A 23,475-nucleotide genomic window follows, 5' to 3' on the forward strand; every position below is an offset into this window, starting at 1 on the left:
GTGTGCCTGGGCGCATGACAGGACGGCGTAAAGGCGTACGGCGTACGAACACGGCCCCGGACTCGGGACCCAGAGGTCAGGGGTCCGCTCGACGGCCCCGCCCGGATCGGCGGCCCCGCCCGGATCGTCGGCCCCGCCCGGATCGTCGGCCCCGCCCGGGTCGGCGGCCGGTCCTCAGCGGCGCTTGCGGCCCATCAGACGGCCCGCCCGTGACCCGACGCCCCACGCGGTGACCCGCCACAGCGCCTCGACGAGGATGTCCTTGCTCATCTTGGAGTCGCCGTGCTCACGCTCGACGAAGGTGATCGGGACCTCCACGACATGGAAGCCGGCGGCGACGGCCCGGCGGGCCAGATCGACCTGGAAGCAGTAGCCGGCGGAGGCCACCTCGTCCAGGCCGATGCCCTCCAGGGTCTCCTTGCGGAAGGCCCGGTAGCCGCCGGTGACGTCACGGATCGGCACGTCGAGCAGCAGACGGGAGTAGAGGCTGCCGCCGCGCGAGATGATCTCGCGGGACTTGGGCCAGTTCACGATCCGCCCGCCCGGCACCCAGCGCGAGCCGAGCACCAGATCGGCGCCCTTGAGGGCGGTCAGCAGCCGGGGCAGCTCCTCGGGCTGGTGGGAGCCGTCGGCGTCCATCTCGACCAGGACGCCGTAGCCGTGTTCCATGCCCCACCGGAAGCCCGCCAGGTAGGCCGCGCCGAGGCCCTCCTTGCCCTTGCGGTGCAGCACATGGACGTGGTCGTCCGTGGCGGCCAGCTCGTCGGCGAGCTTGCCCGTGCCGTCGGGGCTGTTGTCGTCGGCGACGAGAACGTCCGCGTCGGGCACGGCGGCCCGCACCCGCTCGACGATCGGCTTGATGTTCTCCGCCTCGTTGTAGGTCGGAATGATCACCAAGGCTCTGCCGAGCGGGCCGTATCGCCTCTGGCCACCGTCGTTCACTGCTGCCCCTTACGTCCTGTACGCAGATTCCCACCATAGCGAGCCACCGACCGGGAAGATCGGCGGCAGGGGCATGAGATGCCGGGAACAGGGCAGGAAAGGGGCCGCGGCCTGGGGCCCGGCGTCCTTCGGGCCGACCTGGGGCCCGCTGGCTGCGGGTCGACCGAGAGCCGTTGTCTACTGAACGTCCGGGCCCCACCCGGGTCGCACCGTCCCCCGGGCTCATGACGAGCGGGAGGGACACCCTTCCGGAAAAACCTTCCCTCGCCGCAGGGCACGGGCGCTGAACCTGGCTCCCAGTGGTGGGGCGCCGGTGCGGCACACCACCCCATGGTCCAGCGAGCGTTCGGCGACTGCGGGCAGCTCGGCCGGTCGGACGTCCGTGGTGGACCCGGCCGAACCTACCGGCCGCCGACCGCTCGCTGTCAACACCCCCGCCACCAGCGCCTCTGTGGTAAACCGCCAGGTCACGACGGAGATCCGCAGGTGACGGACGAAGGCCGGGGCCCGGCGTCCGGGCACGGAACACCTCTATGTCACTCGTTCGGTCGTACGAAGACCGTGTGCCCGGCGACGACCGTCCGCAGGCAGACGGGAAGGTCCGCGCCCGGCGTCAGATCCGGCAGACCGGGGGTGCCGGAGCGGGGGTCGGTGGACCAGCGGGCCACCCGGTCGTCGGGGGCCTGGACCACCAGTTCCGCGGCGCGCCAGATCGCGTAGTCGGCCGGGGCGCCGGGGACCAGGACGCCCGCGTCGTCCCGGCCGGTGGCCCGCCAGCCGCCGCGCGTGTGGGCGGTGAAGGCGGCACGGACGGAGATCCGGTGCTCGGGCGTCCGGTGGAACGCCGCCGCCCTCACCGTGCCCCACGGGTCGAGCGGGGTGACAGGGCTGTCCGAGCCGAAGGCGAGCGGCACACCGGCGCGCAGGAGCGCCGCGTACGGATTGAGGGTGCGGGCCCGCTCCACACCGAGGCGCTCGGCGTACATGCCGTCGTCGCCGCCCCAGGCCGCGTCGAACGCGGGCTGCACCGAGGCGGTGAGGCCCAGTTCGGCGAAGGCGGCGATGGTCTCGGGGGTGAGCATCTCGGCGTGCTCGACCCGGTGCCGGGCGGCGCGGATCCGCTGCAGGCCGACCGTGTCGGCGGCGACCCGTACCCCCTCCACGACCGCGGCGACCGCCGCGTCGCCGATGGCGTGGAACCCGGCCTGGAGGCCCGCCTCGGTGCAGGCCGTGACATGGGCGGCGACGGCGGCCGCGTCGAGGTGGGCGGCGCCCGTGTGGGCCGCGTCCGCGTACGGAGCGTGGAGGCAGGCCGTGTGGGAGCCCAGCGAGCCGTCGACGAACAGATCGCCGGCGGCGCCGATCGCACCGAGTTCACGGACGCGCCGGGCGTCCTTCTCCCCCTCGACGCGCTCCGCCCAGTAGCCGACGACCCGGGGCCCCGCCTCCTCGCCTGCGAGCGCGAGCAGGGCGGTGAAGTCGTTCTCGTCGCTGATCTCGGGGCCCGCGCACTCGTGGACGGTGCCGATCCCGAGGGAGGCGGCGCGCCGCAGCGCCGCGCGCTGCGCCTCGGCGCGCTGGCCCGGGGTGACGGCGTCATGGGCGGCGGCGCGGACGGCGTGGTGGGCGGCGCCGGTGAGCGGCTCGTCCGGCCGGTAGCCGTCGAGGGCGGTGACGCCGGGAACGAGGTCGAGCAGCGCGGTCGTGACGACGGCGGAGTGGACGTCGACGCGCGGCAGGTACAACGGGCGTCCGCCGGTGGCCGCGTCGAGTTCGGTACGGGTCGGAGGGCGCCGCTCGGGCCAGCGCGTGGCGTCCCAGCCGTGGCCCAGGAGGACCCGGTCGGCGGGCCGGGCGGCGCTGTGCGCCCGTACGAGCTCCAGGGCCTCCGCCAGCGTGCCGGCGCCGGACAGGTCGAGGCCGGTGAGGGCAAGCCCGGTGGCGGTGGTGTGCACATGGGCGTCCGTGAACGCGGGCGTCACGAGGGCCCCTTCGAGGTCGATCACCTCGTCGACGCCGGAGACGAAGGCGTCGGCGGCGCCTTCGGAACCCACCCAGGCGACGTGCCCCCGTTCGACGACCATCGCGGTGGCGAAGGGATCGGCGGGGCTGTGGACCTCTCCACCGCGCAGCAGCACGGTGGGGGTCGCCCCCGCGCCGACGGGGTCGAGAGCCTGGGGGCGGTGTTCGCGCTCGGTCATGGTGACCAGCGTAGACAGCGCCCGCACACGCCCGCGCGCGCCCTACGCGCCCCGAGGCCGGCTCAGACGCGCGGGGGCCGCGCCTCGTACGGGGTGGACAGGACCACCGTCGTCCGGGTGGAGACGCCGGACTGCGAGCGGATCCGGGTGAGCAGGTGCTCCAGTTCGAGGGGGGTGGCCACCCGCACCTTCAGGATGTAGTTCTCCTCGCCTGCCACGCTGTGGCACGCCTCGATCTCCGCGATGTCGGCGAGCCGGTCCGCGATGTCGTCGGGGGCGCTGGGATCGAACGGCTTCACCGAGATGAAGGCGGTCAGCGGCAGGCCGACCGCTTCGGGGTCCACCACGGCGGCGTAACCGCGGATCACGCCACGCTGTTCGAGGCGGCGCACCCGCTGGTGCACGGCCGAGGTGGACAGGCCCGTGGCCTTGCCCAGGTCGGTGTAGCTCATCCGCCCGTCCTTGACGAGCAATTCCACGATCTGACGATCCAGCTCCTCCATGCGATCAACCTATTGCCCAGGACACCCCACTGGACAGTCGGCGGCACCTCGTACAGGCACCTGCGAGCGGCATGTGACGAAGACCACAGGTTTGCCGACCGGGTCGTTCGATACCGGACGGTTACCCGACCGGGCGGAAGGGAATTGCTTGCTGTGGTCGGGGCCGCATGCCTGGTCGGCCCGCCTGAGGGGGAGATTCTCCATGCAGGAGCCTGTTGATTCCGTCGAGACCGAAGAGCTCGACACCTACGACACCTTCGAGATGTTCCGGGTCGTCTGCCCGGACTGCGCACAGCCGATCGCGCTGCTCGCGGACGAGGACGTCCTGCCCGAGCACGCACTGTGCCCCACTCCGTGGAACCCGTTCGTGCTGTCGGTGTGCGGCGGTACGGGCCGCCCGGCGTCGGACGCCCGTCCGGCCGACGAGTCCCTGGAGCCCCAGGAGCAGGACATGGGACTGCTGTTGACGCTCCCTCAGGGGCTCGACTGGCGGACGCAGCCGTTCTCGCACGTGGGCGGGCCCGGCTCGCGCCCCATCAAGGTGCCGCAGATGCGACGGGCGGCCTGAGCCGGCCCACGGCGGCCTGACGACGACATCACGACCATATTCCAGGACCACTCCACGAACGGGTTCGCGAAGGGGTTCGCGAACGGTTCACGACGACTTCCCGGCCGTGTCGGCGCGAGTGCCGACACGGCCGACGCATATCCCCCGCCGGGGCGGGTGTGACAGGGACAGCGAGGGTGGACGCGCCGCCCGGCGCACGGCGGCCAGTGCGGGCGGCGCGGGTGAGTGCGGCGGGGCGGGTGTGGGGCGTACGGGGGGCGGGGGCGGCGCGCGGGGGAGGGCACGAACTGGCGCCCGAATGCGCCCGGCGGTGACCCGCTCGCGGCGGCGGGCGTTGCCCTGGTATGACCTCGCTCTACACGACGAGTGGCTACGCACGGGGCGGCCTGGCGGCACCAGGTGTGCCGGGTACGCCGGGTGTGCCGGGTGTGCCGAGACCCTACGAAGAATCGGTTCCCCGTCCCGCCGATCCGCCCATCTACCGCGCCCTGCTGCGCCATTGGGCGAACAGCGGCAGGACCCTGCCGGGCCGCCGCGACCAGGAGTGGACCCGGCTCACGGCGGCCCCGGCATGGGCACTCCCCGGTGAGATCAGCGGCTCTCGGGGCCCACGAGGTGACGGGCGATGACCATGCGCTGGATCTGGTTGGTGCCCTCCACGATCTGGAGCACCTTCGCCTCCCGCATGTAACGCTCGACCGGGAAGTCCGCGGTGTAGCCGTAGCCGCCGAGCACCTGTACCGCGTCGACGGTCACCTTCATCGCCGCGTCCGTGCAGAACAGCTTGGCCATCGCCGCCTCGCGCGAGAACGGGCGACCGGCGTCGCGCAGGCGCGCCGCCGCGAGGTAGAGCGAGCGGCCCGCCTCGATCTGCGTGGCCATGTCGGCCAGCATGAACCGCAGCCCCTGGAAGTCGGCGATGGGACGGCCGAACTGCTGCCGGCCTGTCGCGTACGACGCGGCCTCGTCCAGGGCGGCCTGGGCGACACCGATGGCGCACGCCGCGATGCCGAGGCGCCCCGAATCCAGGGCCGACAGGGCGATGGTGAAGCCCTGGCCCTCGTCACCGATGCGGCGGGCGTCGGGGACGCGTACGCCGTCGAAGTGCAGCTGCGCCGTGGGCGAGCCCTTCATGCCCATCTTCTTCTCCGGCGCGGCCGCCGAGAGGCCGTCGGCGTCACCGGGGACCAGGAAGGCGGTGATGCCGCGCGGGCCCTCGCCGCCGGTGCGGGCGAACACGGTGTAGAAGTCGGCGATGCCGCCGTGCGTGATCCACGCCTTGGTGCCGGTGATGACCCAGTCGTCACCGTCGCGGACGGCCTTCGTGCGCAGCGACGCGGCGTCGGAACCGGAGGACGGTTCGGACAGGCAGTACCCGCCGAGCAGCCCGCCGCCGAGCATGGCGGGCAGGTGGTCCGCCTGCTGCTCCTTGGTGCCGAACCCGGCGAGGGCGTGGCAGGCCAGGGAGTGGACGCTGACGCCGAGGCCCACGGTGAGCCGGGCGGCGGCAAGCTCCTCCAGGACCTGGAGGTACACCTCGTACGGCTGGTCACCGCCGCCGAGAGCGGAGTCGTACGGAAGTCCGAGCAGACCGGACTCGGAGAGCAGCCCGAAGATCTCGCGCGGAAAGCGGCCCGTGTCCTCCTCCTCGGCCGCGCGCGGTGCGATCTCGCGCTGGACGATGTCGCGCACCAGGGCGATCAGATCCCTGGACTCCTCCGTGGGCAGCTGACGTTCCACCGGCTGCGGGGCGCGGTCGGGCATTGCGGCGCTCTCCTCCCTGTCGGGCGCTACGACGGTCGCGCGCGAAGGGTTGGGCGGCGCCGCCGGGGTCTCACTGCCTCACCGATGCTGCCTCTCCGGATCACGGAAATGGCTGACCAGCGGCTGTGGCGGCTTGAGTATGCCCGATCGGCGGGCGTGCGTCACTGGAGGAAGGACACCCTTCGATAACGCTCGTTCACTTCGCCCGGCGGTGCGGGGTCAGAGCAGACCGATCTGGGTGACGAACATGGCGAGGACGACCACGAGCACCCAGCCGAGCAGGTGCTCCAGCATCTTCGGGCCGTCGTCCGTGGGGCCTCCGGTACGGACCCGGGCAGCGGTGGCGGTTGCGGTGGTCGTCGTCATGGCGTCTCGCTCTGGTGTCGCTCGGTGGGTGACGCCCCGGCGCGGTGCGGTGCATCGCGGTGCGGCGCATCGCGGTGCGGTCGCGGTGCTGTGCGGTGCATCGCGGTGCAGTGCGGTGCACCGCGATGCAGTGCGGTCGCGGTCCGGGGGGCCGCGGAAAAACCCCGTGCGTTCCACAGTGCCAGCGAGAAGGGCGTCCGGGGACGAGACGTTCGTCACGCCCCCGGGGCCCCGGGCGGTCCCCGGCGGGTTCCGGCGGGTTCCGCGGACCTCTCCGACCGGATCCCGGTAGGTTGCTCTGCCGGTCAGCAGAGGCCGACGGACTCCAGGGCACGGCACTGCTCGGCGGTCGCCTCGACCGGCCAGTACAGGTAGCAGACGCCGCCGGTGCCGGAGAGGACCTTCCCGGAGGCGTCGCGGCGCTTCGTCCGGAGCCAGATGTTCTCCCACTCGCGGCGGCGGTAGACCCGGCGGACGGCCTCGTTGCTCGGCGCGGCCGGATCGTTGGCGATCACGTCGCCCGCGTCGGTGAAACCGATCACCGTCATCAGATGGCCGGCCGTGCCGTAACCGGCGCCCGTCAGCTCCTCCTTCAGGAAGGACTGGGACGTGATGGCGGGAATGCCCGCTCGGACGAGGTGCTCCAGTTCGGTCAGCGACCGCAGCCGGGTGACGACGGCCTCCAGGCCGTCGTAGGTGGCGGCGTACGCCGCGTTGAAGGGCCAGTTGCCGCAGCCCTCGTAGGCGTGGTCGTAGGTGGACCGGGCGGCGTGGCAGACCTGCGGGTCGGCGAAGTCCGGGTTCACCCAGGCCAGGTCGGCGGCGGTGGGCCGGCGCCCCCAGTACTCGATGACCATCTGCGATGAGGTCGGGCTGCACCACGCCTCGCCGCCGTTGTCGTACTCCGGGTACTGGCCGATGTGGGTGTTCTGGGAGTAGCGCGGCACGATCAGCTCGTGTCCGGGGCCGGGCTCCGACGCGGGAACGGTGAAGCGGTCGGGGACGTCCGAGGCCATCGCCCCGACGCGCCACACCGTCGGCGTCACCCCGCCGCCGGGCCTGCGGTACAGGCTCAGGCGCAGCTGGTACGACTCCAGGCGCAGCCCGCTCGCCGGGGCGTCGATGGAGAACGTGTCCGTCCAGACGCTGCTCCTGCCGTCGCGCTGGCCGTCGACCGAGGTACGGCGGATGTCGCCGTCCCCGGCCGCCCAGCGGCCGAGCACGTACCAGGGGGTCTCGGTGCCGTCCGAGTAGCGGCCCCGCAGCTCGACGGCGATCCAGGTGCCGGGCGGCGTGTCGGCGTTCCAGGACGCGACGAGCTCCGTCGCCGGGACGGCCGGGGTGTGGTGCGGCGAGACCCAGGTCGCGTACTCCCAGGTCGCGGTCGCGCCCGTGTGCGGGTCGGTGTGGTCGACACGGCCGGCGGGGACGTCGATCACCAGCCCGGCGCGCCGGCCGGCGACAGCTCGGGCTCCGGCGGCCGTACCGGAGCGCCAGTCGGTGTAGGTGGTCCAGAACCGGTTGTCCACGAAGCCGGCCTCGGGCGCGTGCCCGCCCCGCCGCTCGCCGGGAGCCGGGGAGGCGGAGGGTGCGGTGGAGGCGGAGGGTGCGGTGGAGGCGGAGGGTGCGGTGGAGGCCGTGGAGGCGGCGGCCGGGGCGGAGGAAGCGGCGGTGCCCGCGACGGCGAGTGCCGCCGCCAGAACGGTTCTGCGCGGCGTGGAGCTGGTCATTTCGGTGACCCCCGTCAGTCCGAGGTGGGTGGGGTGGGGTGTGGTGGGGTGGTCAGGTGGGGTCGGGTGGTGGGGGTGGGTGCGGTGGGGTGAGGTGGGTCGGGTGAGGTGGGTCGGGTGAGGTGGGGTGGTGTGGTGTGGGTGCTGGGCCACTATCGCCGGTGCGCCGTCACGATCGCCAGCAACGAACAGGGCGCGTCGTCGCACCAATATTGGTCTCGACCAGTGGCTCTGTAGGGTGGCCGTATGGACGACCTCGAGCGCCTGGCCGCACGTCTGCGCACCCTTCCCCCGTCCTGCGGCCGCGTGCGACTGGTCGCCGTCGACGGCCACGCGGGGTCGGGCAAGTCGACCTTCGCGGCGCGGCTCGCCGACGCGCTCGGCGGTGCCCCCGTCCTCCATCTCGACGACATCGCGACGCACGACGAGCTCTTCGACTGGACGGGCCGGCTGCGGGCCGAGGTACTCGAACCGCTGAGTCATGACCGGACGGCTCGGTTTCACCCGTACGACTGGATTTCGCGCCGCTTCGGTCCGGCGCGCCCGCTGCCGCCCGCGCCCGTCGTCCTCATCGAGGGCGTGGGTGCGGGCCGGCGTGCACTACGGCCGTGGCTGACGTGGCTGATGTGGATGGACAAGGGGCGCGAGGAGTCCTGGTCGCGGGGACGAGACCGGGACGGAACAGGGCAATCCGCCTTCTGGGACGGCTGGGCAGTGGCGGAGACCCGCCATTTCGCGCAGGACCCCTCCCGTCCGTTCGCCCACGCCCTGGTACGGGAGTGCCAGGAGGGGTACGAGTGGCTTCCCGGGCCGTCTGCGACACCCCTCATGAAACCAGATCGTCACTCGGTGTAAGCAGGTTCCGCATCGTACCGACCAGTCGGAAATCAGCCGCCGAGAGTGCCTCAACTTCGCTTGACCGACGGGGCGTACAGGTCTTACGTTCTCAATGTGCGGCTTTTCGGAGCTGCCGCAGACGCGAAGCCCCCGGTTGTTCCCCCGTGATCGGGGGCTTCGTTCTGCCCCCCGCCTCGCCCTCCCCGCGCCGCCGACCCGGTCGTTGCTCACCGTGGGTCACCGTTTTCGGCCGTCGAGCGCCCGCCCCGCACAGAGCCCCCGACACCCCCGAATCACCCCTCGAACGCCTCCGGCGCCCTTAATCGCATCCCCCCTGCGCAGGTACGATGCACCACGGTGCGGTCAAATCCCGTTCATGAGAGGGCGATTGGGAACGCTTCCGGCGGGCGGCCGCCCGGCGGGAACAGGTACGGGGGCACGGTTTGTGGGGGACCCGATGGACACCGGCACTCAGGGCACACAGGCCCCGGCCGACCTCGCCTGGCTGCGCGGCGTGGACGCCTACACGATGGGCGCGTATCCGCAGGCCGAGGAAGAGTTCCGGGCGGCGGTGCGGATCGATCCCGGCATGGCCGACGGCTGGCTCGGCCTGCACGCCTTAAGAGTCGACACGACCACCGCGCTGTTGCGCATGTACCACCACCGGGACCGCTTCGGCGAACAGCGGACCCGCCACCGGCGCACGCTGAACTCCTGGTACTGGCTCGGCTGGTGGGTCCAGCCCGTCCTCGAAAGCCCGCGCGACCTGCTGCTCGCGCACGCCTCGCACTGGCTCGACGGCCGCCACGTACCGGAGCTCGACCGGGCACTGGCCGATCTTCCCCCCGTCGACACCGACCCGCAGGTGCGCTTCCTGCACGCCTGCCGTGCCTACCTCGTCAAGGACTGGGACCAGCTCCTGCGGCACACCGAACCCCTCGTCAACGACCCCGTCCTCGGCATCGAAGCCGGCCTCTTCGGCGGCATGGCCCGCGTCCGGCTGGAGATGTACGGGCAGGCCGAGCCGCTGCTGTCCGCCGCGCTGATGCGCTGCCGCAGCGAACAGCCACAGCGCAAGGAGCTGCGGTACTGGCTCGCCCGGGCGCACGAAGGCACCGGCCGCAGCGCCGCCGCGCTCCCCCTCTACCGGGCGGTGCACCGCATCGACCCGGCCTTCATGGACACCGCCGCCCGGCTCGCAGCGATCGCCGAATACGACGGCTTCGACGGCTCCGACGAAGCCGCGGCCGACCTCGCGGCCGTGTCCCGCGCCGGGGCCGGAGCCGGGACGGGCCTCGGGCAGCAGGACGGTCTCGACACCGTCGACGGGCGGGACGGCCGCGACACGGGCGCGGAGGCGGCGGACGCCGCCGACACCGCGCTGCCGGGTGACGTCCTGCGGTACGGATCCGACCCGCAGGGCGGCGGGTCCGGGGGCGGGGCTGGCGTCGGGTCCGGGGGCGGAGCCGGGGCTTCCGGGGGCGGGGCGGGGGTTGCCGGGGGTGGCGCCGGAGGCGGGGGCGGGGTCGGGGCTGGAAGCGGGGTCGGGGCTGGGGGCGGGGTCGGGGCTGGGGGCGGGGTCGGCGGCGGGGGCGGGGTCGGCGGCGGGGGCGGGGTCGGCGGCGTGTCGTCGTCCGGCCTGCCCGACGGCGTACGCGAGAAGGCGGCCGGGCCTGGGCGGCCGGTGGCCCCTCCGTTCCCGGCGAGCCCCACGGACCCGCGGCTGCTCGCCGAAGCCCTCTCGGAGCTGGAGCGCATGGTGGGCCTGGAGCCGGTGAAGCGACAGGTCAAAGCCCTGTCCGCGCAGTTGGAGATGGCACGGCTCCGCGCGAGCCAGGGGCTGCCGGTGCAGCCGCCGAAACGTCACTTTGTCTTCTCCGGCCCCTCCGGTACCGGCAAGACCACCGTCGCCCGCATTCTCGGGCGCGTGTTCTACGCCTTGGGTCTGCTCGGAGGCGACCATCTGGTGGAGGCGCAGCGGGCCGACCTCGTGGGCGAGTTCCTCGGGCAGACCGCGGTGAAGGCCAACGAACTCATCGACTCCGCGCTGGGCGGCGTCCTGTTCGTCGACGAAGCGTACTCCCTGTCAAACTCGGGCTACAGCAAGGGCGACGCGTACGGGGACGAGGCGCTCCAGGTGCTGCTGAAGCGCGCCGAGGACAACCGGGACCATCTGGTGGTGATCCTCGCGGGTTACCCCGAGGGCATGGACCGGCTCCTCGCCGCCAACCCCGGGCTGTCCTCCCGGTTCACGACGCGGGTCGACTTCCCGTCGTACCGGCCGCTGGAGCTGACGGCGATCGGCGAGGTGCTGGCGGCCGGCAACGGGGACATGTGGGACGAGGAATCGCTGGACGAGCTGCGGTCGATCAGCGGGCACGTGGTGGACCAGGGGTGGATCGACGAGCTCGGGAACGGCAGGTTCCTGCGGACGCTGTACGAGAAGTCGTGCGCGTACCGGGATCTGCGGCTGTCCGGGTACGCGGGGACGCCGACGCGGGACGACCTGGCGACGCTGCGGCTGCCGGACCTGATGCAGGCGTACGGCGAGGTGCTCTCCGGGCGCGGCCCCGCGCAGCGGCCCGGTCCGCCGGACCCGCCCTCGCCGTACTGACCTGAGGGTGGGTGGGCGGGCGCGGTACGAGGGTGGGTCGGTGCCGTTCCGGGCTCACCTCCTCGGGGACGGCGGCCTTGGCCCCCGGAAGAGCGAACCCACCCGACGCCGCCATCCCCTGCGGGGGCGACCCTCCACGTCCCCTCCCGCCGGCCCCGCCCCAGAGGCCGGTGGGTGAGGACGGGACCGCGAGGGTGGAGCAACGCCTTGTGGGTGGGTCCTGGTGTGGGTGGGTCCTGGTGTGGGTGGGTTCCTGGGGTGGGTGGGTCCTGGTGTGGGTGGGTTCCTGGTGGGGGTGGGTTCCTGGGGTGGGTGGGTCCTGGTGTGGGTGGGTTCCTGGTGGGGGTGGGTGAGTACCTGGCGGGTGGGTGGGTTCCTGGTGGGTGAGTACCTGGCTTGTGGTGCTGTGGTCAGGCCGTGAGGGCGGTTCGGGTGGGGCGCGGGGCGGTGATGTGCGGTGTCGTGCGGTGCGCCGGGTCCCGGACCTCGCCTACCAGCATCTCCAGTACGTCCTCCAGCGCCACCAGGCCCAGCACGCGGCCGGAGGGGTCCGCGACCTGCGCCAGGTGGGTCGCCGCGCGGCGCATCACCGTGAGCGCGTCGTCCAGGGGCAGTTCCGCGCGCAGGGTCGCCATCGGGCGCCAGACGTGCTGGGGCACTGCCTTGTCGCTGTCCTCCAGGTCCAGGACGTCCTTGACGTGCAGGAAGCCCAGGAAGGCGCCGCCGCCCTCCGCGCGGATCGGGAAGCGGGAGTAGCCCGTGCGGACCGTGAGGTCCTCGACCTGGGCCGGGCTGACCGAGGGGGGCACCGTCACCAGGGCCGTGCGGGGGATCATGACGTCCCGGACGGGGCGGGTGCCCAGTTCCAGGGCGTCCTCCAGGCGTTCCTGGGCGGCGCGGTCGAGGAGGCCCGCCTGGCCGGAGACCTCGACCAGCCGGCCCAGCTCGCTGCTGGTGAACACCGCCTCGACCTCGTCCTTGGGCTCCACCCCGAAGGCTCTCAGGACCAGCCGCGCGCACGCGCCCAGCGCCACCGTCACCGGGCGGCACAGCCGGGCGAAGGCGACCAGGCCGGGGCTGAGCCAGAGCGCCGTCCGCTCGGGCGCCGCCATGGCGAGGTTCTTCGGCACCATCTCGCCCACGACGAGGTGGAGGAAGACGACCACGGCGAGCGCGATGACGTAGCCGAGGGGGTGGATCAGCCCTTCGGGGATGTGGACGGCGTGGAACAGCGGCTCCAGCAGGCGGGCCACGGTCGGTTCCGCGACCGCGCCGAGGGTGAGGGAGCAGACGGTGATGCCGAACTGGGCGGCGGCCATCATCTGCGGCAGGTTCTCCAGCCCGTGGAGGACCTGGCGGGCCCGCTTGGAGCCGATCGGCTCGATCTGGCTGCGGCGTACGGAGACGAGGGCGAACTCGGCGCCGACGAAGAAGCCGTTCGCGAGGACCAGGAGTCCTGCGAAGAGCAGTTGCAGGGCGTTCACCGGGCTGCCTCCAGGACGTCCGCCGTGCGGACCAGGCGGACGCGTTCCGCGCGGTAGCGGTTCACCTGGCGGACGGAGAGCCGCCAGCCGGGCAGCTCGGCGTGGTCGCCGGGGGCCGGGATACGGCCGAGCAGGTCCGCGACGAGCCCGGCGACGGTCTCGTACGGGCCCTCGGGTACGTCGAGGCCTATGCGCTGCAGCGTGTGGACGCGGCAGCTGCCGTCGGCCTCCCAGGCGGGGCGGCCGTCCTCGGCGGGGGCGGCGGCGAGCTCGGGCAGGTCGTCCCCGGCGGCGTCGTGCTCGTCGCGGACCTCGCCGACGAGTTCCTCCACGATGTCCTCCAGGGTGACCACGCCGGCCGTACCGCCGTACTCGTCCACGACGACGGCGATCGGCTGCTCGCTGCGCAGCCGCTCCAGGAGCGCCTGGGCGGGGAGGGTCTCCGGGACGAGGAGCGGCGGGACGGCGATCCGGCCCACCCGGGTGCGCAGGCGCTCGTGTGCGGGGACCGCCAGGGCGTCCTTCAGATGGACCATGCCGACGATCTCGTCGATGCGCTCGAGGTACACCGGGAAACGGGACAGGCCGGTGGCGCGGGTGAGGTTCAGGACGTCCGCGGCGGTCGCGTCCGACTGGAGGGCGCTGACCTTCACTCGGGGGGTCATCACATGCTGGGCGGTGAGTCCGCCGAGGGAGATCGTACGGACGAAGAGATCGGCCGTGTCCTGTTCCAGGGCACCGGCGCGGGCCGAGTGCCGGACGAGCGAGACCAGTTCGCCGGGGGTGCGGGCGGAGGCCAGCTCCTCGGTGGGCTCTACTCCGAAGAGGCACACCAGGCGGTTCGCCACCGCGTTCAGCAGCGTGATCACCGGACGGAAGAGGGTCGCGAAGACATGCTGCGGGCCGGCCACGAAACGGGCCACCTGGAGCGGGCGGGACACCGCCCAGTTCTTAGGGACGAGTTCGCCGATCACCATCTGCACGGCGGACGCGGCCAGCATGCCTATCACGACGGCGACGGACGGTACGGCGCCGGCGGGGAGCCCGACGGCGGTCAGCGGTCCGTCGAGGAGCCGTGCCAGCGCGGGCTGCGCGAGCATGCCGACGACGAGCGAGGTGATGGTGATGCCGAGCTGGGTCCCGGACAGCTGGAAGGACAGCTCGCGCAGGGACTTCACGACGGTACGGGCCCGTCGGTCGCCTTCGGCGGCGGCGCGTTCGGCGTCCGCCTTCTCCACGGTGACGAGGCCGAACTCGGCCGCCACGAAGAAGCCGTTGGCGAGGATCAGGAGGAATGCCGCGGCGAGCAGCAGGAGGGGGAGGGTCATGCCGCCGCCTCCTCGGGTGCGAAGGGGGCGGCGCGGGTACTACCGGACGGTCCGTCCATTGCTGGAGGGAGTCACTCCTCGGGTCGCAGGTGCCCCGCCGGCCGAGACGCTCGCCGGGTGCGCGGGGCGGGGCGCGCTCGCGCCGCCGAGCCAAGAGTAATCACGGCACGGCCGGACAGGGCAGGGTGCGGCACCGTACGGGGGACCACGGGCCCAGCCGTACGGCGGTCAGCGCGCCTCGGAGCCGGTGCCGCGCGTCTCGGCGAGGGCACGCAGGGCGCGGGCGTCCCGGATGGCCTGTTCCTTGCCGATGCCGGGCTGGATGCCGAGGGCGGGCAGGCTGGTGCCGTCGCTCAGGTCGAGGAACACCCAGGGGTCGCCGGGGCGCAGGTTGACCCGCAGGATCTCCGCCCATGCCAGACGGCGGGTCCGGGTGAGGTTGACGACGGTGACGCCGCCGTCGTCGGCGACGACCTTGGGGCGGCTCAGCAGGGCGAGGACACCGAAGAAGAGCAGCGCGGTGAAGAGGAAACTGGCACGCTCCCCCGCGCCGAGGTTCTCCAGCATCAGGGCGACGGCCGTGATGACGGCGAACATGAGCGCGCCGATGGTCAGCAGGACCGCCCGGGTGCGGTTCGGGCGGAACGTGACCGGGAGGGCGGGGGGCTGGACATCAGACATGTGCGGTGGCCTTCGGTGCTTCGGCGGGCTTCGGGGGCCGCCGGAAGGCCCCGGCCGGGGCCCGTCCGGCGGGGGCCGTCAGAGGCGGCAGGCGTGGATCTCCGTGGTCAGGATGGCGCGGGCGCCCAGCGCGTACAGATCGTCCATGATCCGCTGCGCCTCCTTCGCGGGGACCATGGCCCGGACGGCGACCCAGCCCTCGTTGTGCAGCGGGGAGACCGTCGGGGACTCCAGGCCCGGGGTGAGGGCGACGGCCTGCTCCAGGTGCTCGGCGCGGCAGTCGTAGTCCATCATCACGTAGCTGCGGGCCACCAGGACGCCCTGGAGGCGGCGGAGGAACTGCTGCACCTTCGGGTCGTCGGAGGGGGCGCCGGTGCGCCGGATGACGACGGCCTCGGAGGTGAGGATCGGGTCGCCGACGACCTCCAGACCGGCGTTGCGCAGGGAGGTGCCGGTCTCCACGACGTCGGCGATGATCTGGGCCACGCCGAGCTCGATGGCGGTCTCGACCGCGCCGTCGAGGTGGACGACGGAGGCGTCGATGCCCTGGTCGGCGAGGTGCTTGGCGACGATTCCCTCGTAGGAGGTGGCGATCGTCATCCCGCCGAACTCGGCGGGGCCGCTCGCGGTGCCGGGCTTCGTCGCGTACCGGAAGGTGGAGCGGGCGAAGCCGAGCTGGAGGATCTCCTCGGCGTTGGCGCCGGAGTCCAGCAGCAGGTCACGGCCGGTGATGCCGATGTCGAGCTTGCCGGAGCTGACGTAGATGGCGATGTCGCGGGGGCGGAGGTAGAAGAACTCGACCTCGTTCTCCGGGTCGACCATCACCAGCTCTTTGGACTCCTTGCGCTGCTGGTAGCCGGCCTCATGGAGCATCGCCGACGCAGGTCCGGACAGTGAACCCTTGTTGGGGACGGCGATGCGCAGCATGGGGTGGGCTTCCTTTGCTTCGGAGGTGGTGCGGGTGGGGAGGGTGGGATCAGAGGTGGGCGTAGACGTCGTCGAGGGAGATCCCGCGCGCGACCATCATCACCTGGACGTGGTACAGCAGCTGGGAGATCTCCTCGGCGGCGGCTTCCTTGCCCTCGTACTCGGCGGCCATCCAGACTTCGGCGGCCTCCTCGACGACCTTCTTGCCGATGGCATGGACGCCCTTGTCCACCAGCTCGGCGGTGCGGGAGGTGGCGGGGTCGCCGGTCTTGGCCTTGAGCTCGAGCTCGGCGAAGAGCTCTTCGAAGGTTTTGTTCGCCATGATGGTCCTAAGAGTACGGGGTCCCGGGTGGGCACTCAGCGCCAGGGTTCGCTGACGGTGCGCAGCGTGGCCGCGGTGGCGACGGCGGCGGTGACGGCCTCGTGCCCCTTGTCCTCGTTGGAGCCCTCCAGGCCCGCTCGGTCGAGGGCCTGCTCCTCGGTGTCGCAGGTCAGCACGCCGAAGCCGACCGGGACGCCGGTGTCGAGTGAGACCTGGACCAGGCCCTGGGTGACGCCCTGGCACACGTAGTCGAAGTGGGGCGTACCGCCGCGGATGACGACGCCGAGCGCCACGATGGCGTCGTAGCCGCGGCCCGCGAGGACCTTGGCGACCACGGGCAGCTCGAAGCTGCCGGGCACGCGCAGGACGGTCGGCTCGTCGATGCCGAGCTCGCGCAGGGCGCGCAGGGCGCCGTTGACGAGGCCGTCCATGACCTTCTCGTGCCACTGCGCCGCGATCACGGCGACCCGGAGGTCGCCGCAGTTCTTCACGCTCAGTTCGGGTGCGCCCTTGCCGCTCACGTCTCTCCTCGTGCCTCTTGCTGGTGGGTGGGTGTGGGGGTGGTGGGTGGGGTGGGGGTGGTGGGGTGGGGGTCGGTTGCCTTGTTCGGGTGTGTCTATCGGGGGGTGCCCGCGGACGCCGCCGGGGCGTCCAGCCACGGCAGCTCGTGACCCATCCGGTCGCGCTTGGTGCGCAGGTACCGCAGGTTGTGCTCGCCCGCCTGCACGGGCATGGGCTCCCGGCCGGTCACGGTCAGGCCGTGCTCCTCCAGGGCGGTGGTCTTGTCCGGGTTGTTGGTCATGACCCGTACGCCGCGCACGCCCAGGTCGGCGAGCATCTGCGCGCCGGCGGCGTAGTCGCGGGCGTCGGCGGGCAGGCCGAGCTCCAGGTTGGCGTCCAGGGTGTCGCGGCCGCGCTCCTGGAGTTCGTACGCGCGGAGCTTGGAGAGCAGGCCGATGCCCCGGCCCTCGTGTCCGCGGAGGTAGACGACGACTCCGCGTCCCGCCTCCGTGATCCGGTCCATGGCGGCGTGCAGTTGGGGGCCGCAGTCGCAGCGCAGCGAGTGGAAGACATCGCCGGTGAGGCACTCGGAGTGCATGCGGACGAGGACGTCGTCGCCGTCGCCGATGTCGCCGTGGACGAGCGCGACGTGCTCGACGCCGTCGACGGTGGAACGGTAGCCGTACGCCGTGAACTCGCCGTGCGCGGTGGGGAGCCTGACCTCGGCCTCGCGGCGGACCGTGGGCTCGGAGCGGCGGCGGTACGCGATGAGGTCCTCGATCGAGATGATCGTCAGGCCGTGCTTCCGGGCGAACGGGACGAGTTCGGGCAGGCGCAGCATCACGCCGTCCTCGCCGGCGATCTCGACGATGGCGCCTGCCGGGCGGAGTCCGGCGAGCCGTGCCAGGTCGACGGCGGCCTCGGTGTGGCCGTTGCGGACGAGGACGCCGCCGGGCCGGGCGCGCAGCGGGAAGACGTGGCCGGGGCGTACGAGGTCGGAGGGCTCGGCGTCGCCGCTCGCCAGGAGCTGGAGGGTGGTGGCGCGGTCGGACGCGGAGATGCCGGTGGTGACGCCGTGGGCGGGGCCCGCGTCGACGGAGACGGTGAACGCGGTCTGCATCGACTCGGTGTTGTCGGTCACCATCTGCGGGAGCTGGAGCCGGTCGAGTTCGTCGCCCTCCATGGGGGCGCAGATCAGGCCGCGGCACTCGCTCATCATGAAGGCGACGATCTCGGGGGTGGCCTTCTCGGCGGCGATGACGAGGTCGCCCTCGTTCTCCCGGTCCTCGTCGTCGACGACCACGACGGGGCGGCCGGCGGCGATGTCGCGGATGGCCTGCTCGACGGGGTCGAGCGCGAGGTCGGTGGTGTCCCACACGGTCAGGGCTGCGGTCGTGGCGGTCATGCGGGTGCTCCTTCCAGAGCCGGAGTGCGCGTCCTGAGCCACCAGTCGCGCATGCCCCACAGGACGAGGGCGAAGTAGATCACGTACACGAGGCCGGAGAAGGCGAGGCCGCTGCTGAAGGCGAGCGGGACGCCGACCACGTCCACCAGGAGCCAGGCGAACCAGAACTCGACCAGGCCGCGGGCCTGGGCGACCATCGCGACGAGCGTGCCGACGAAGATGTACGCGTCGGCCCACGGGCTCCAGGAGAGCGCCGGGTACAGGGTGAACAGGCCGCCGACGGCGAGGGTGCCGAGGACCGCGCCGCCGAGCAGCAGGGCGCGCTCCTTCCAGGTGGCGAACCGGACGGCGATGGAGCCGTCCTGTGCCTGGCCCCGTCCGATGTGCCACTGCCGCCAGCCCCACAGGGCGACGCCGATGACCAGGAGCTGCTTGCCCACGCCGCCGCTGAGCTGGGCGGAGGCGTAGGCGGCGACGAGGATGAGGCCGGACAGGAACTGGGCGGGCCAGGTCCAGATGGAGCGTCGCCAGCCGAGGGCGAGCGCGGCCAGGCCGATGGTGTTGCCGATCATGTCGGACCACATGATGTGCTGTCCGAAGGCGGTGAACGCCTCCCCGTTGAGCCAGTCGGCGGCGCTCACGCGGTGGTCTCCCCGGTCGTGGTGCCGAGCATCCGCTCGACGTACTTGGCGATGATGTCGACTTCGAGGTTGACCGGGTCGCCGGGCTGCTTGAGGCCGAGCGTGGTCAGCGCGAGCGTGGTGGGGATGAGGCTGACGCTGAAGTGGTCGGCGGCCGCGTCGACCACGGTGAGGCTGACGCCGTCGACCGTGATGGAGCCCTTCTCGACGACGTAACGGGAGAGTTCGGCGGGCAGCGAGACCGTGACGATCTCCCAGTTCTCGGAGGGCTCGCGGGAGACGATGGTGCCCGTGCCGTCGACGTGTCCCTGGACGATGTGGCCGCCGAACCTGCCGTCGGCGACCATCGGGCGTTCCAGGTTGACCCGGGAGCCGGCCGTGAGGGCGCCGAGGCTGGACCTCTTGAGCGTCTCGGCCATCACATCGGCGGTGAACTCGCCGGCCTCGGTCTCCACGACGGTGAGGCAGACGCCGTTGACGGCGATGGAGTCGCCGTGCTTCGCGCCTTCGGTGACGACGGGGCCGCGCAGCCGGAAGCGGGAGGCGTCGCCGAGGTTCTCGACGGCGGTGACCTCGCCCAGCTCTTCGACGATTCCGGTGAACACTCAGTTCTCCTTGGGAGTGGGGACGGCGGGGGCGGCGGGGACGGCCGTGACGCGCAGGTCGGGGCCGATGCGGACGGTGTCGGTGATGTGGAGGCGCAGCGCGTCGGTGAGGGTGGTGATCCCGGCGTCGGCGAGGGCGGTGGGGCCCGCGCCGACGAGGACGGGGGCGAGGTAGCCGACGACGCGGTCGACGGCGCCCGCGGCGACGAAGGCCCCGGCGAGTGCCGGGCCGCCTTCGAGGAGTACGGAGCGGATGCCGCGCCGGTGGAGGTCGGCCAGCAGGGCCGGTACGGAAAGGCCGGGTCCGGTGGCCGCCCTGGGGAGCCGTACGACGTCGGCTCCGGCTTCCGTGAGGTGGTCGGTGCCCCGGGCGTCGTCGGCGACGGCGATCAGTGTGGGTGCGGCGTCGTCCAGGACGCGGGCGCCGGGCTTCACGGCGGTGGCCTCGGTGTCCAGCACGACCCGCAGCGGCTGGACGGCGCCTTCGACGCCGCGTACGGCGAGGTGCGGGTCGTCCGTGCGCGCGGTGCCGGAGCCGACGATCACGGCGTCGGCCTGGGCGCGCAGCCGGTGGACGTCGGCGCGGGAGTCGGCCGAGCTGATCCAGCGGCTGGTGCCGTCGGCGGCGGCGACCCGGCCGTCGAGGGTGGCCGCGTACTTCCACAGGACGTGGGGGCGGCCGAGGCGTACGGAGGTGAGCCAGGCGGCGTTGCCGGCTTCGGCCTCGTCGGCGAGGAGGCCGCGCTCGACCTGGACGCCGGCGGCGCGGAGGGTGTCGGCGCCGCCCATGGCCTGCGGGTTCGGGTCGGCGACGGCGTACACGACCCGGGCGACGCCCGCCTCGATGAGGGCCTGGGTGCAGGGGCCGGTGCGACCGGTGTGGTCGCAGGGTTCGAGGGTGACGTAGGCGGTGCCGCCCCGGGCGAGGACGCCCGCTTCGCGCAGGGCGTTCACCTCGGCGTGCGGGCCGCCGGCCCGTTCGTGGTGGCCGGCGCCGACCTGGTGCCCGGAGGCGTCGAGGACGACGCACCCGACGACCGGGTTGGGGCTGGTGGAGCCGAGGCCGCGGGCGGCGAGCGCGATGGCTCGGCGCATGGCGTCGATGTCGGCTGTGGTGGCCACCGGGTCCTCCTGCCTCTTCGGGCACGGACTCCGGGGCCTGTCGATGACGACAGGAGCTGAGCGGTACGGCACCACGGGGAACGCCGGACGCCGGATACGCCGGTCGGGGCCGCGGGGGCCGACGACCAGCGGAAACGGCCGGCACACCCAGGGGTGTCGCCCGCCGCGCACTGCCTCCCATCCGGACTTTCACCGTCGGTCCAGGAATTTCACCTGGTCAACCGGCTACTGGAGGTAGCCGGGTCGCGGACTGTAACCGCCGGTTCGGAATTACACCGACCCCGGAGTGCGCTGCTGCTGATACAGGGCCAGTGTGCCACGACTGCCGCTCGGCCATGCGGGTGATCGACTGTGGGCTCACTCACAGCGGCCACAGGTCCCGTGATTGGTCCAGACCTATTGACGCTTTGGTCTAGTCCACTTAATCTCTGCGTCACCTCCGCGGAGTCGGCCCACCGGTGTGCGCACACCCGGGCCCAACACGAGCCGAACCCCTGCCAGTTGTCAGTAGCCGTTTGCTGTGTGAGTCCCGACCTCCCAGGAGGAACCGACCGTGCCGTCAACCCCCCGCGCGAGAGCATCGACCAGAGTCGGTCTGCTCGCGTCCGGCGCCACCATCGCCGGACTGCTGCTCAGTTCCCTGTCCGGCGGCGTCTCGTACGCCGCCGACAACGAGGCCTGTCGCCCCGACGGGCTGTACCAGACCCCCGGTGTCGACGTTCCGTACTGCTCCGTCTACGACACCGAGGGCCGCGAGAAGATGGGCGCCGACCACCAGCGGCGGGTCATCGGCTACTTCACCGGCTGGCGCACCGGGAAGGACGGCACGCCCGCCTACCTCGCATCCGACATCCCGTGGGACAAGGTCACCCACATCAACTACGCCTTCGCGCACGTGGACGCGGCCAACAGGATCTCGGTCGGCGCGAACACCGCCGCGAACGCCGCCACCGGCATGACCTGGCCGGGCGTGGCGGGTGCCGAGATGGACCCGGCCCTGCCCTACAAGGGCCACTTCAACCTGCTCAACAAGTTCAAGAAGCAGCACCCGGACGTCAAGACGCTGATCTCCGTCGGCGGCTGGGCCGAGACCGGCGGCTACTTCGACGACAACGGCGACCGGGTGGCCTCGGGCGGCTTCTACTCGATGGCCACCCACGCGGACGGCTCGGTCAACCAGGCGGGCATCAACACGTTCGCCGACTCGGCGGTGCGGTTCATCCGCACGTACGGCTTCAACGGCGTCGACATCGACTACGAGTACCCGACGACGATGAAGGACGCGGGCAACCCGCTCGACTGGCAGCTCTCCAACGCCCGCCGCGCCGGCCTCGTCAAGGGGTACTCGGCGCTGATGAAGACGCTGCGCGAGAAGCTGGACCGCGCCGGCGCGTCCGACGGCAAGCACTACCTGCTCACCGTCGCCGCGCCGTCCTCCGGCTATCTGCTGCGCGGCATGGAGACCTACCAGCAGCAGAAGTACCTGGACTACGTCAACATCATGTCGTACGACCTGCACGGCGCCTGGAACGAGTACGTCGGCCCCAACGCCTCGCTGTTCGACGACGGCAAGGACGCGGAGCTGGCGAGCGCCGGCGTCTACACCACGTCGCAGTACGGCGGCATCGGCTACCTCAACACCGACTGGGCGTACCACTACTTCCGCGGTTCGATGCCGGCCGGCCGCATCAACATCGGCCTGCCCTACTACACGCGCGGCTTCAAGAACGTGCAGGGCGGCACCGACGGACTGTGGGGCAAGGCGGCCACGACCACCTGCCCGGCCGGCGCCGGACTGACCAAGTGCGGTGACGGCGCGGTCGGCATCGACAACCTGTGGCACGACAAGGACGACAACGGCAAGGAGTCCCCGGCGGGCTCCAACCCGATGTGGCACGCCAAGAACCTGGAGAAGGGCGTCGTCGGCGACTACGTCACGCGGTACGGCTTCCCGGCGTCCACCACGCTGACCGGCACCTACGCCCGGAAGTACGACTCCACGCTGGTCGCGCCGTGGCTGTGGAACGCCCAGAAGAAGGTGTTCCTGTCCACCGAGGACGAGCAGTCGGTGAAGGCGAAGGCCGACTACGTGGTGGACCGCGGCATCGGCGGCACGATGGTGTGGGAGCTCGCGGGCGACTACGACTGGAACGCGGCCAAGGGCCAGTACGAGATGGGCGACACGCTCACCACCACCATGTACGACGCCTTCAAGTCGGCGTCTCCGTACGGCGCGAAGCGGGCCACCACGAAACTGCCGTCCCAGGCCATCGACGTGGCCGTGGACTTCGGGCAGTTCCCGCTCGGCGACTCCAACTACCCGATCAGCCCCAAGCTGAAGATCACCAACAACACGAAGGCGACGCTGCCCGGCGGCACGGAGTTCCAGTTCGACTACGCGACCTCCGCGCCGGCCAACGCCAAGGACCAGTCGGGCTTCGGCACGACGATCGTGCGCAGCGACCACACCGGCGGCAACGTCGGCGGGCTGAAGGGCGACTACCACCGGGTGTCGCTGAAGCTGCCGGCCTGGCAGACGCTGGCGCCGGGCGCATCGGTCGAGCTGGACTTCGTGTACTACCTGCCGGTCTCGACGCCGTCGAACTGGACGGTGGGCTTCGGAGGGAAGACCTACGCCCTCGCCGGTGACCTGGCACGCGGTACGACCGTGGTCGACCCCGGCACGGGTACGACCCCGTCGCCGAGCCCCGACCCGACGAACCCGACGCCCACCCCGACCCCCACCCCGACCCCGGGCGCGTGCGCCGCACCCGCGTGGGACGCGGCGGTCGCGTACGGCGGCGGTACCACGGTCTCCCACGCGTCCCGCACCTGGAAGGCGAAGTGGTGGACGAAGGGCGAGGCGCCCGGAACCACCGGCGAGTGGGGTGTCTGGCAGGACCTCGGCGCCTGCTGACCTGGTAGGGACGGGAC

At 72.3% G+C, this 23,475-nt stretch carries 20 protein-coding genes and 1 riboswitch; of the genes, 4 read left to right on the plus strand and 16 right to left on the minus strand.

The genetic code is table 11. The annotated features are described in order from the left end of the window. Positions 1–174: 174 nt before the first annotated feature. The 3 genes from ACGF5U_RS29490 to ACGF5U_RS29500 form a co-directional block, all read right to left on the minus strand. Complete coding sequence (locus ACGF5U_RS29490) at positions 175–942, minus strand: polyprenol monophosphomannose synthase (RefSeq protein ID WP_392717557.1); 768 nt, start codon at positions 940–942, stop codon at positions 175–177. A gap of 536 nt (positions 943–1,478) precedes the next feature. Next, a complete protein-coding gene (locus tag ACGF5U_RS29495; protein WP_392717559.1) occupies positions 1,479–3,143 on the minus strand; it encodes an amidohydrolase in 1,665 nt (554 codons plus the stop codon). Positions 3,144–3,205: 62 nt separating this feature from the next. Further along, complete coding sequence (locus ACGF5U_RS29500) at positions 3,206–3,646, minus strand: Lrp/AsnC family transcriptional regulator (protein WP_084905876.1); 441 nt, start codon at positions 3,644–3,646, stop codon at positions 3,206–3,208. 202 nt (positions 3,647–3,848) lie between these two features. On the opposite strand from ACGF5U_RS29500, the gene ACGF5U_RS29505 reads away from it, so the two are divergent. Then, the gene (locus ACGF5U_RS29505; RefSeq protein ID WP_392717561.1) at positions 3,849–4,214 is read left to right on the plus strand and encodes a hypothetical protein; all 366 of its coding nucleotides are present in this window, start codon (positions 3,849–3,851) and stop codon (positions 4,212–4,214) included. 591 nt (positions 4,215–4,805) lie between these two features. On the opposite strand, the gene ACGF5U_RS29510 is transcribed toward ACGF5U_RS29505, so the two are convergent. The 3 genes from ACGF5U_RS29510 to ACGF5U_RS29520 all read right to left on the minus strand — a co-directional run bounded on the left by ACGF5U_RS29510 (position 4,806) and on the right by ACGF5U_RS29520 (position 8,074). Further along, the gene (locus ACGF5U_RS29510) at positions 4,806–5,978 is read right to left on the minus strand and encodes an acyl-CoA dehydrogenase family protein (protein WP_392717563.1); all 1,173 of its coding nucleotides are present in this window, start codon (positions 5,976–5,978) and stop codon (positions 4,806–4,808) included. A gap of 219 nt (positions 5,979–6,197) precedes the next feature. Further along, entirely contained in the window at positions 6,198–6,344 is a 147-nt protein-coding gene (locus ACGF5U_RS29515; protein WP_392717565.1) for an SCO1431 family membrane protein, read from the minus strand. 305 nt (positions 6,345–6,649) lie between these two features. After that, positions 6,650–8,074, minus strand: a complete 1,425-nt coding sequence (locus tag ACGF5U_RS29520; RefSeq protein WP_392717567.1) for a peptidase C39 family protein — start codon at positions 8,072–8,074, stop codon at positions 6,650–6,652. A gap of 246 nt (positions 8,075–8,320) precedes the next feature. Between ACGF5U_RS29520 and ACGF5U_RS29525 the strand changes: the two genes are divergently transcribed. Together ACGF5U_RS29525 and ACGF5U_RS29530 are read left to right on the plus strand one after the other, a co-directional pair. Beyond that, complete coding sequence (locus ACGF5U_RS29525; RefSeq protein ID WP_392717569.1) at positions 8,321–8,929, plus strand: uridine kinase; 609 nt, start codon at positions 8,321–8,323, stop codon at positions 8,927–8,929. A gap of 439 nt (positions 8,930–9,368) precedes the next feature. Further along, positions 9,369–11,525, plus strand: a complete 2,157-nt coding sequence (locus tag ACGF5U_RS29530) for an AAA family ATPase (RefSeq protein WP_392717572.1) — start codon at positions 9,369–9,371, stop codon at positions 11,523–11,525. 410 nt (positions 11,526–11,935) lie between these two features. On the opposite strand, the gene ACGF5U_RS29535 is transcribed toward ACGF5U_RS29530, so the two are convergent. From ACGF5U_RS29535 to ribD, 10 genes are all read right to left on the minus strand, one after another. Continuing rightward, entirely contained in the window at positions 11,936–13,009 is a 1,074-nt protein-coding gene (locus tag ACGF5U_RS29535; RefSeq protein ID WP_392717574.1) for a hemolysin family protein, read from the minus strand. Continuing rightward, positions 13,006–14,337 carry a hemolysin family protein gene (locus ACGF5U_RS29540; RefSeq protein ID WP_392717576.1) on the minus strand — a complete coding sequence of 444 codons (1,332 nt, stop codon included), beginning with the start codon at positions 14,335–14,337 and terminating at the stop codon, positions 13,006–13,008. The genes ACGF5U_RS29535 and ACGF5U_RS29540 overlap by 4 nt, the downstream gene beginning before the upstream one ends. 228 nt (positions 14,338–14,565) lie before the next feature. Next, positions 14,566–15,018, minus strand: a complete 453-nt coding sequence (locus ACGF5U_RS29545) for a PH domain-containing protein (protein WP_392717578.1) — start codon at positions 15,016–15,018, stop codon at positions 14,566–14,568. 78 nt (positions 15,019–15,096) lie between these two features. Beyond that, positions 15,097–15,945 (minus strand): ATP phosphoribosyltransferase, encoded by an 849-nt coding sequence (gene hisG / locus ACGF5U_RS29550; RefSeq protein WP_392717580.1) that lies wholly within the window; start codon positions 15,943–15,945, stop codon positions 15,097–15,099. 49 nt (positions 15,946–15,994) lie between these two features. Then, positions 15,995–16,267: a phosphoribosyl-ATP diphosphatase gene (locus ACGF5U_RS29555; RefSeq protein ID WP_031078175.1), complete on the minus strand. Its 273-nt coding sequence runs from the start codon at positions 16,265–16,267 to the stop codon at positions 15,995–15,997. Positions 16,268–16,302: 35 nt separating this feature from the next. Further along, entirely contained in the window at positions 16,303–16,788 is a 486-nt protein-coding gene (ribH, locus tag ACGF5U_RS29560) for a 6,7-dimethyl-8-ribityllumazine synthase (RefSeq protein ID WP_392717582.1), read from the minus strand. A 95-nt stretch (positions 16,789–16,883) separates the two neighbouring features. Next, a complete protein-coding gene (locus tag ACGF5U_RS29565) occupies positions 16,884–18,173 on the minus strand; it encodes a bifunctional 3,4-dihydroxy-2-butanone-4-phosphate synthase/GTP cyclohydrolase II (RefSeq protein WP_392717584.1) in 1,290 nt (429 codons plus the stop codon). Next, on the minus strand, positions 18,170–18,814 hold the full coding sequence (locus ACGF5U_RS29570; protein ID WP_392717586.1) for a nicotinamide riboside transporter PnuC: 645 nt from the start codon (positions 18,812–18,814) through the stop codon (positions 18,170–18,172). Before ACGF5U_RS29570 ends, ACGF5U_RS29565 begins: the two co-directional genes overlap by 4 nt. Continuing rightward, complete coding sequence (locus tag ACGF5U_RS29575) at positions 18,811–19,419, minus strand: riboflavin synthase (RefSeq protein ID WP_392717588.1); 609 nt, start codon at positions 19,417–19,419, stop codon at positions 18,811–18,813. The genes ACGF5U_RS29570 and ACGF5U_RS29575 overlap by 4 nt, the downstream gene beginning before the upstream one ends. Next, on the minus strand, positions 19,420–20,541 hold the full coding sequence (gene ribD, locus ACGF5U_RS29580; protein WP_392717590.1) for a bifunctional diaminohydroxyphosphoribosylaminopyrimidine deaminase/5-amino-6-(5-phosphoribosylamino)uracil reductase RibD: 1,122 nt from the start codon (positions 20,539–20,541) through the stop codon (positions 19,420–19,422). 163 nt (positions 20,542–20,704) lie between these two features. Continuing rightward, positions 20,705–20,835, minus strand: a riboswitch (FMN riboswitch). A 259-nt stretch (positions 20,836–21,094) separates the two neighbouring features. Here ribD and ACGF5U_RS29585 point away from each other — a divergent pair. Then, positions 21,095–23,458, plus strand: a complete 2,364-nt coding sequence (locus ACGF5U_RS29585) for a chitinase C-terminal domain-containing protein (RefSeq protein ID WP_392717592.1) — start codon at positions 21,095–21,097, stop codon at positions 23,456–23,458. Positions 23,459–23,475: the final 17 nt, after the last annotated feature.

Source organism: Streptomyces sp. NPDC047886, assembly GCF_043204435.1.
Taxonomy (GTDB): Bacteria; Actinomycetota; Actinomycetes; order Streptomycetales; family Streptomycetaceae; genus Streptomyces.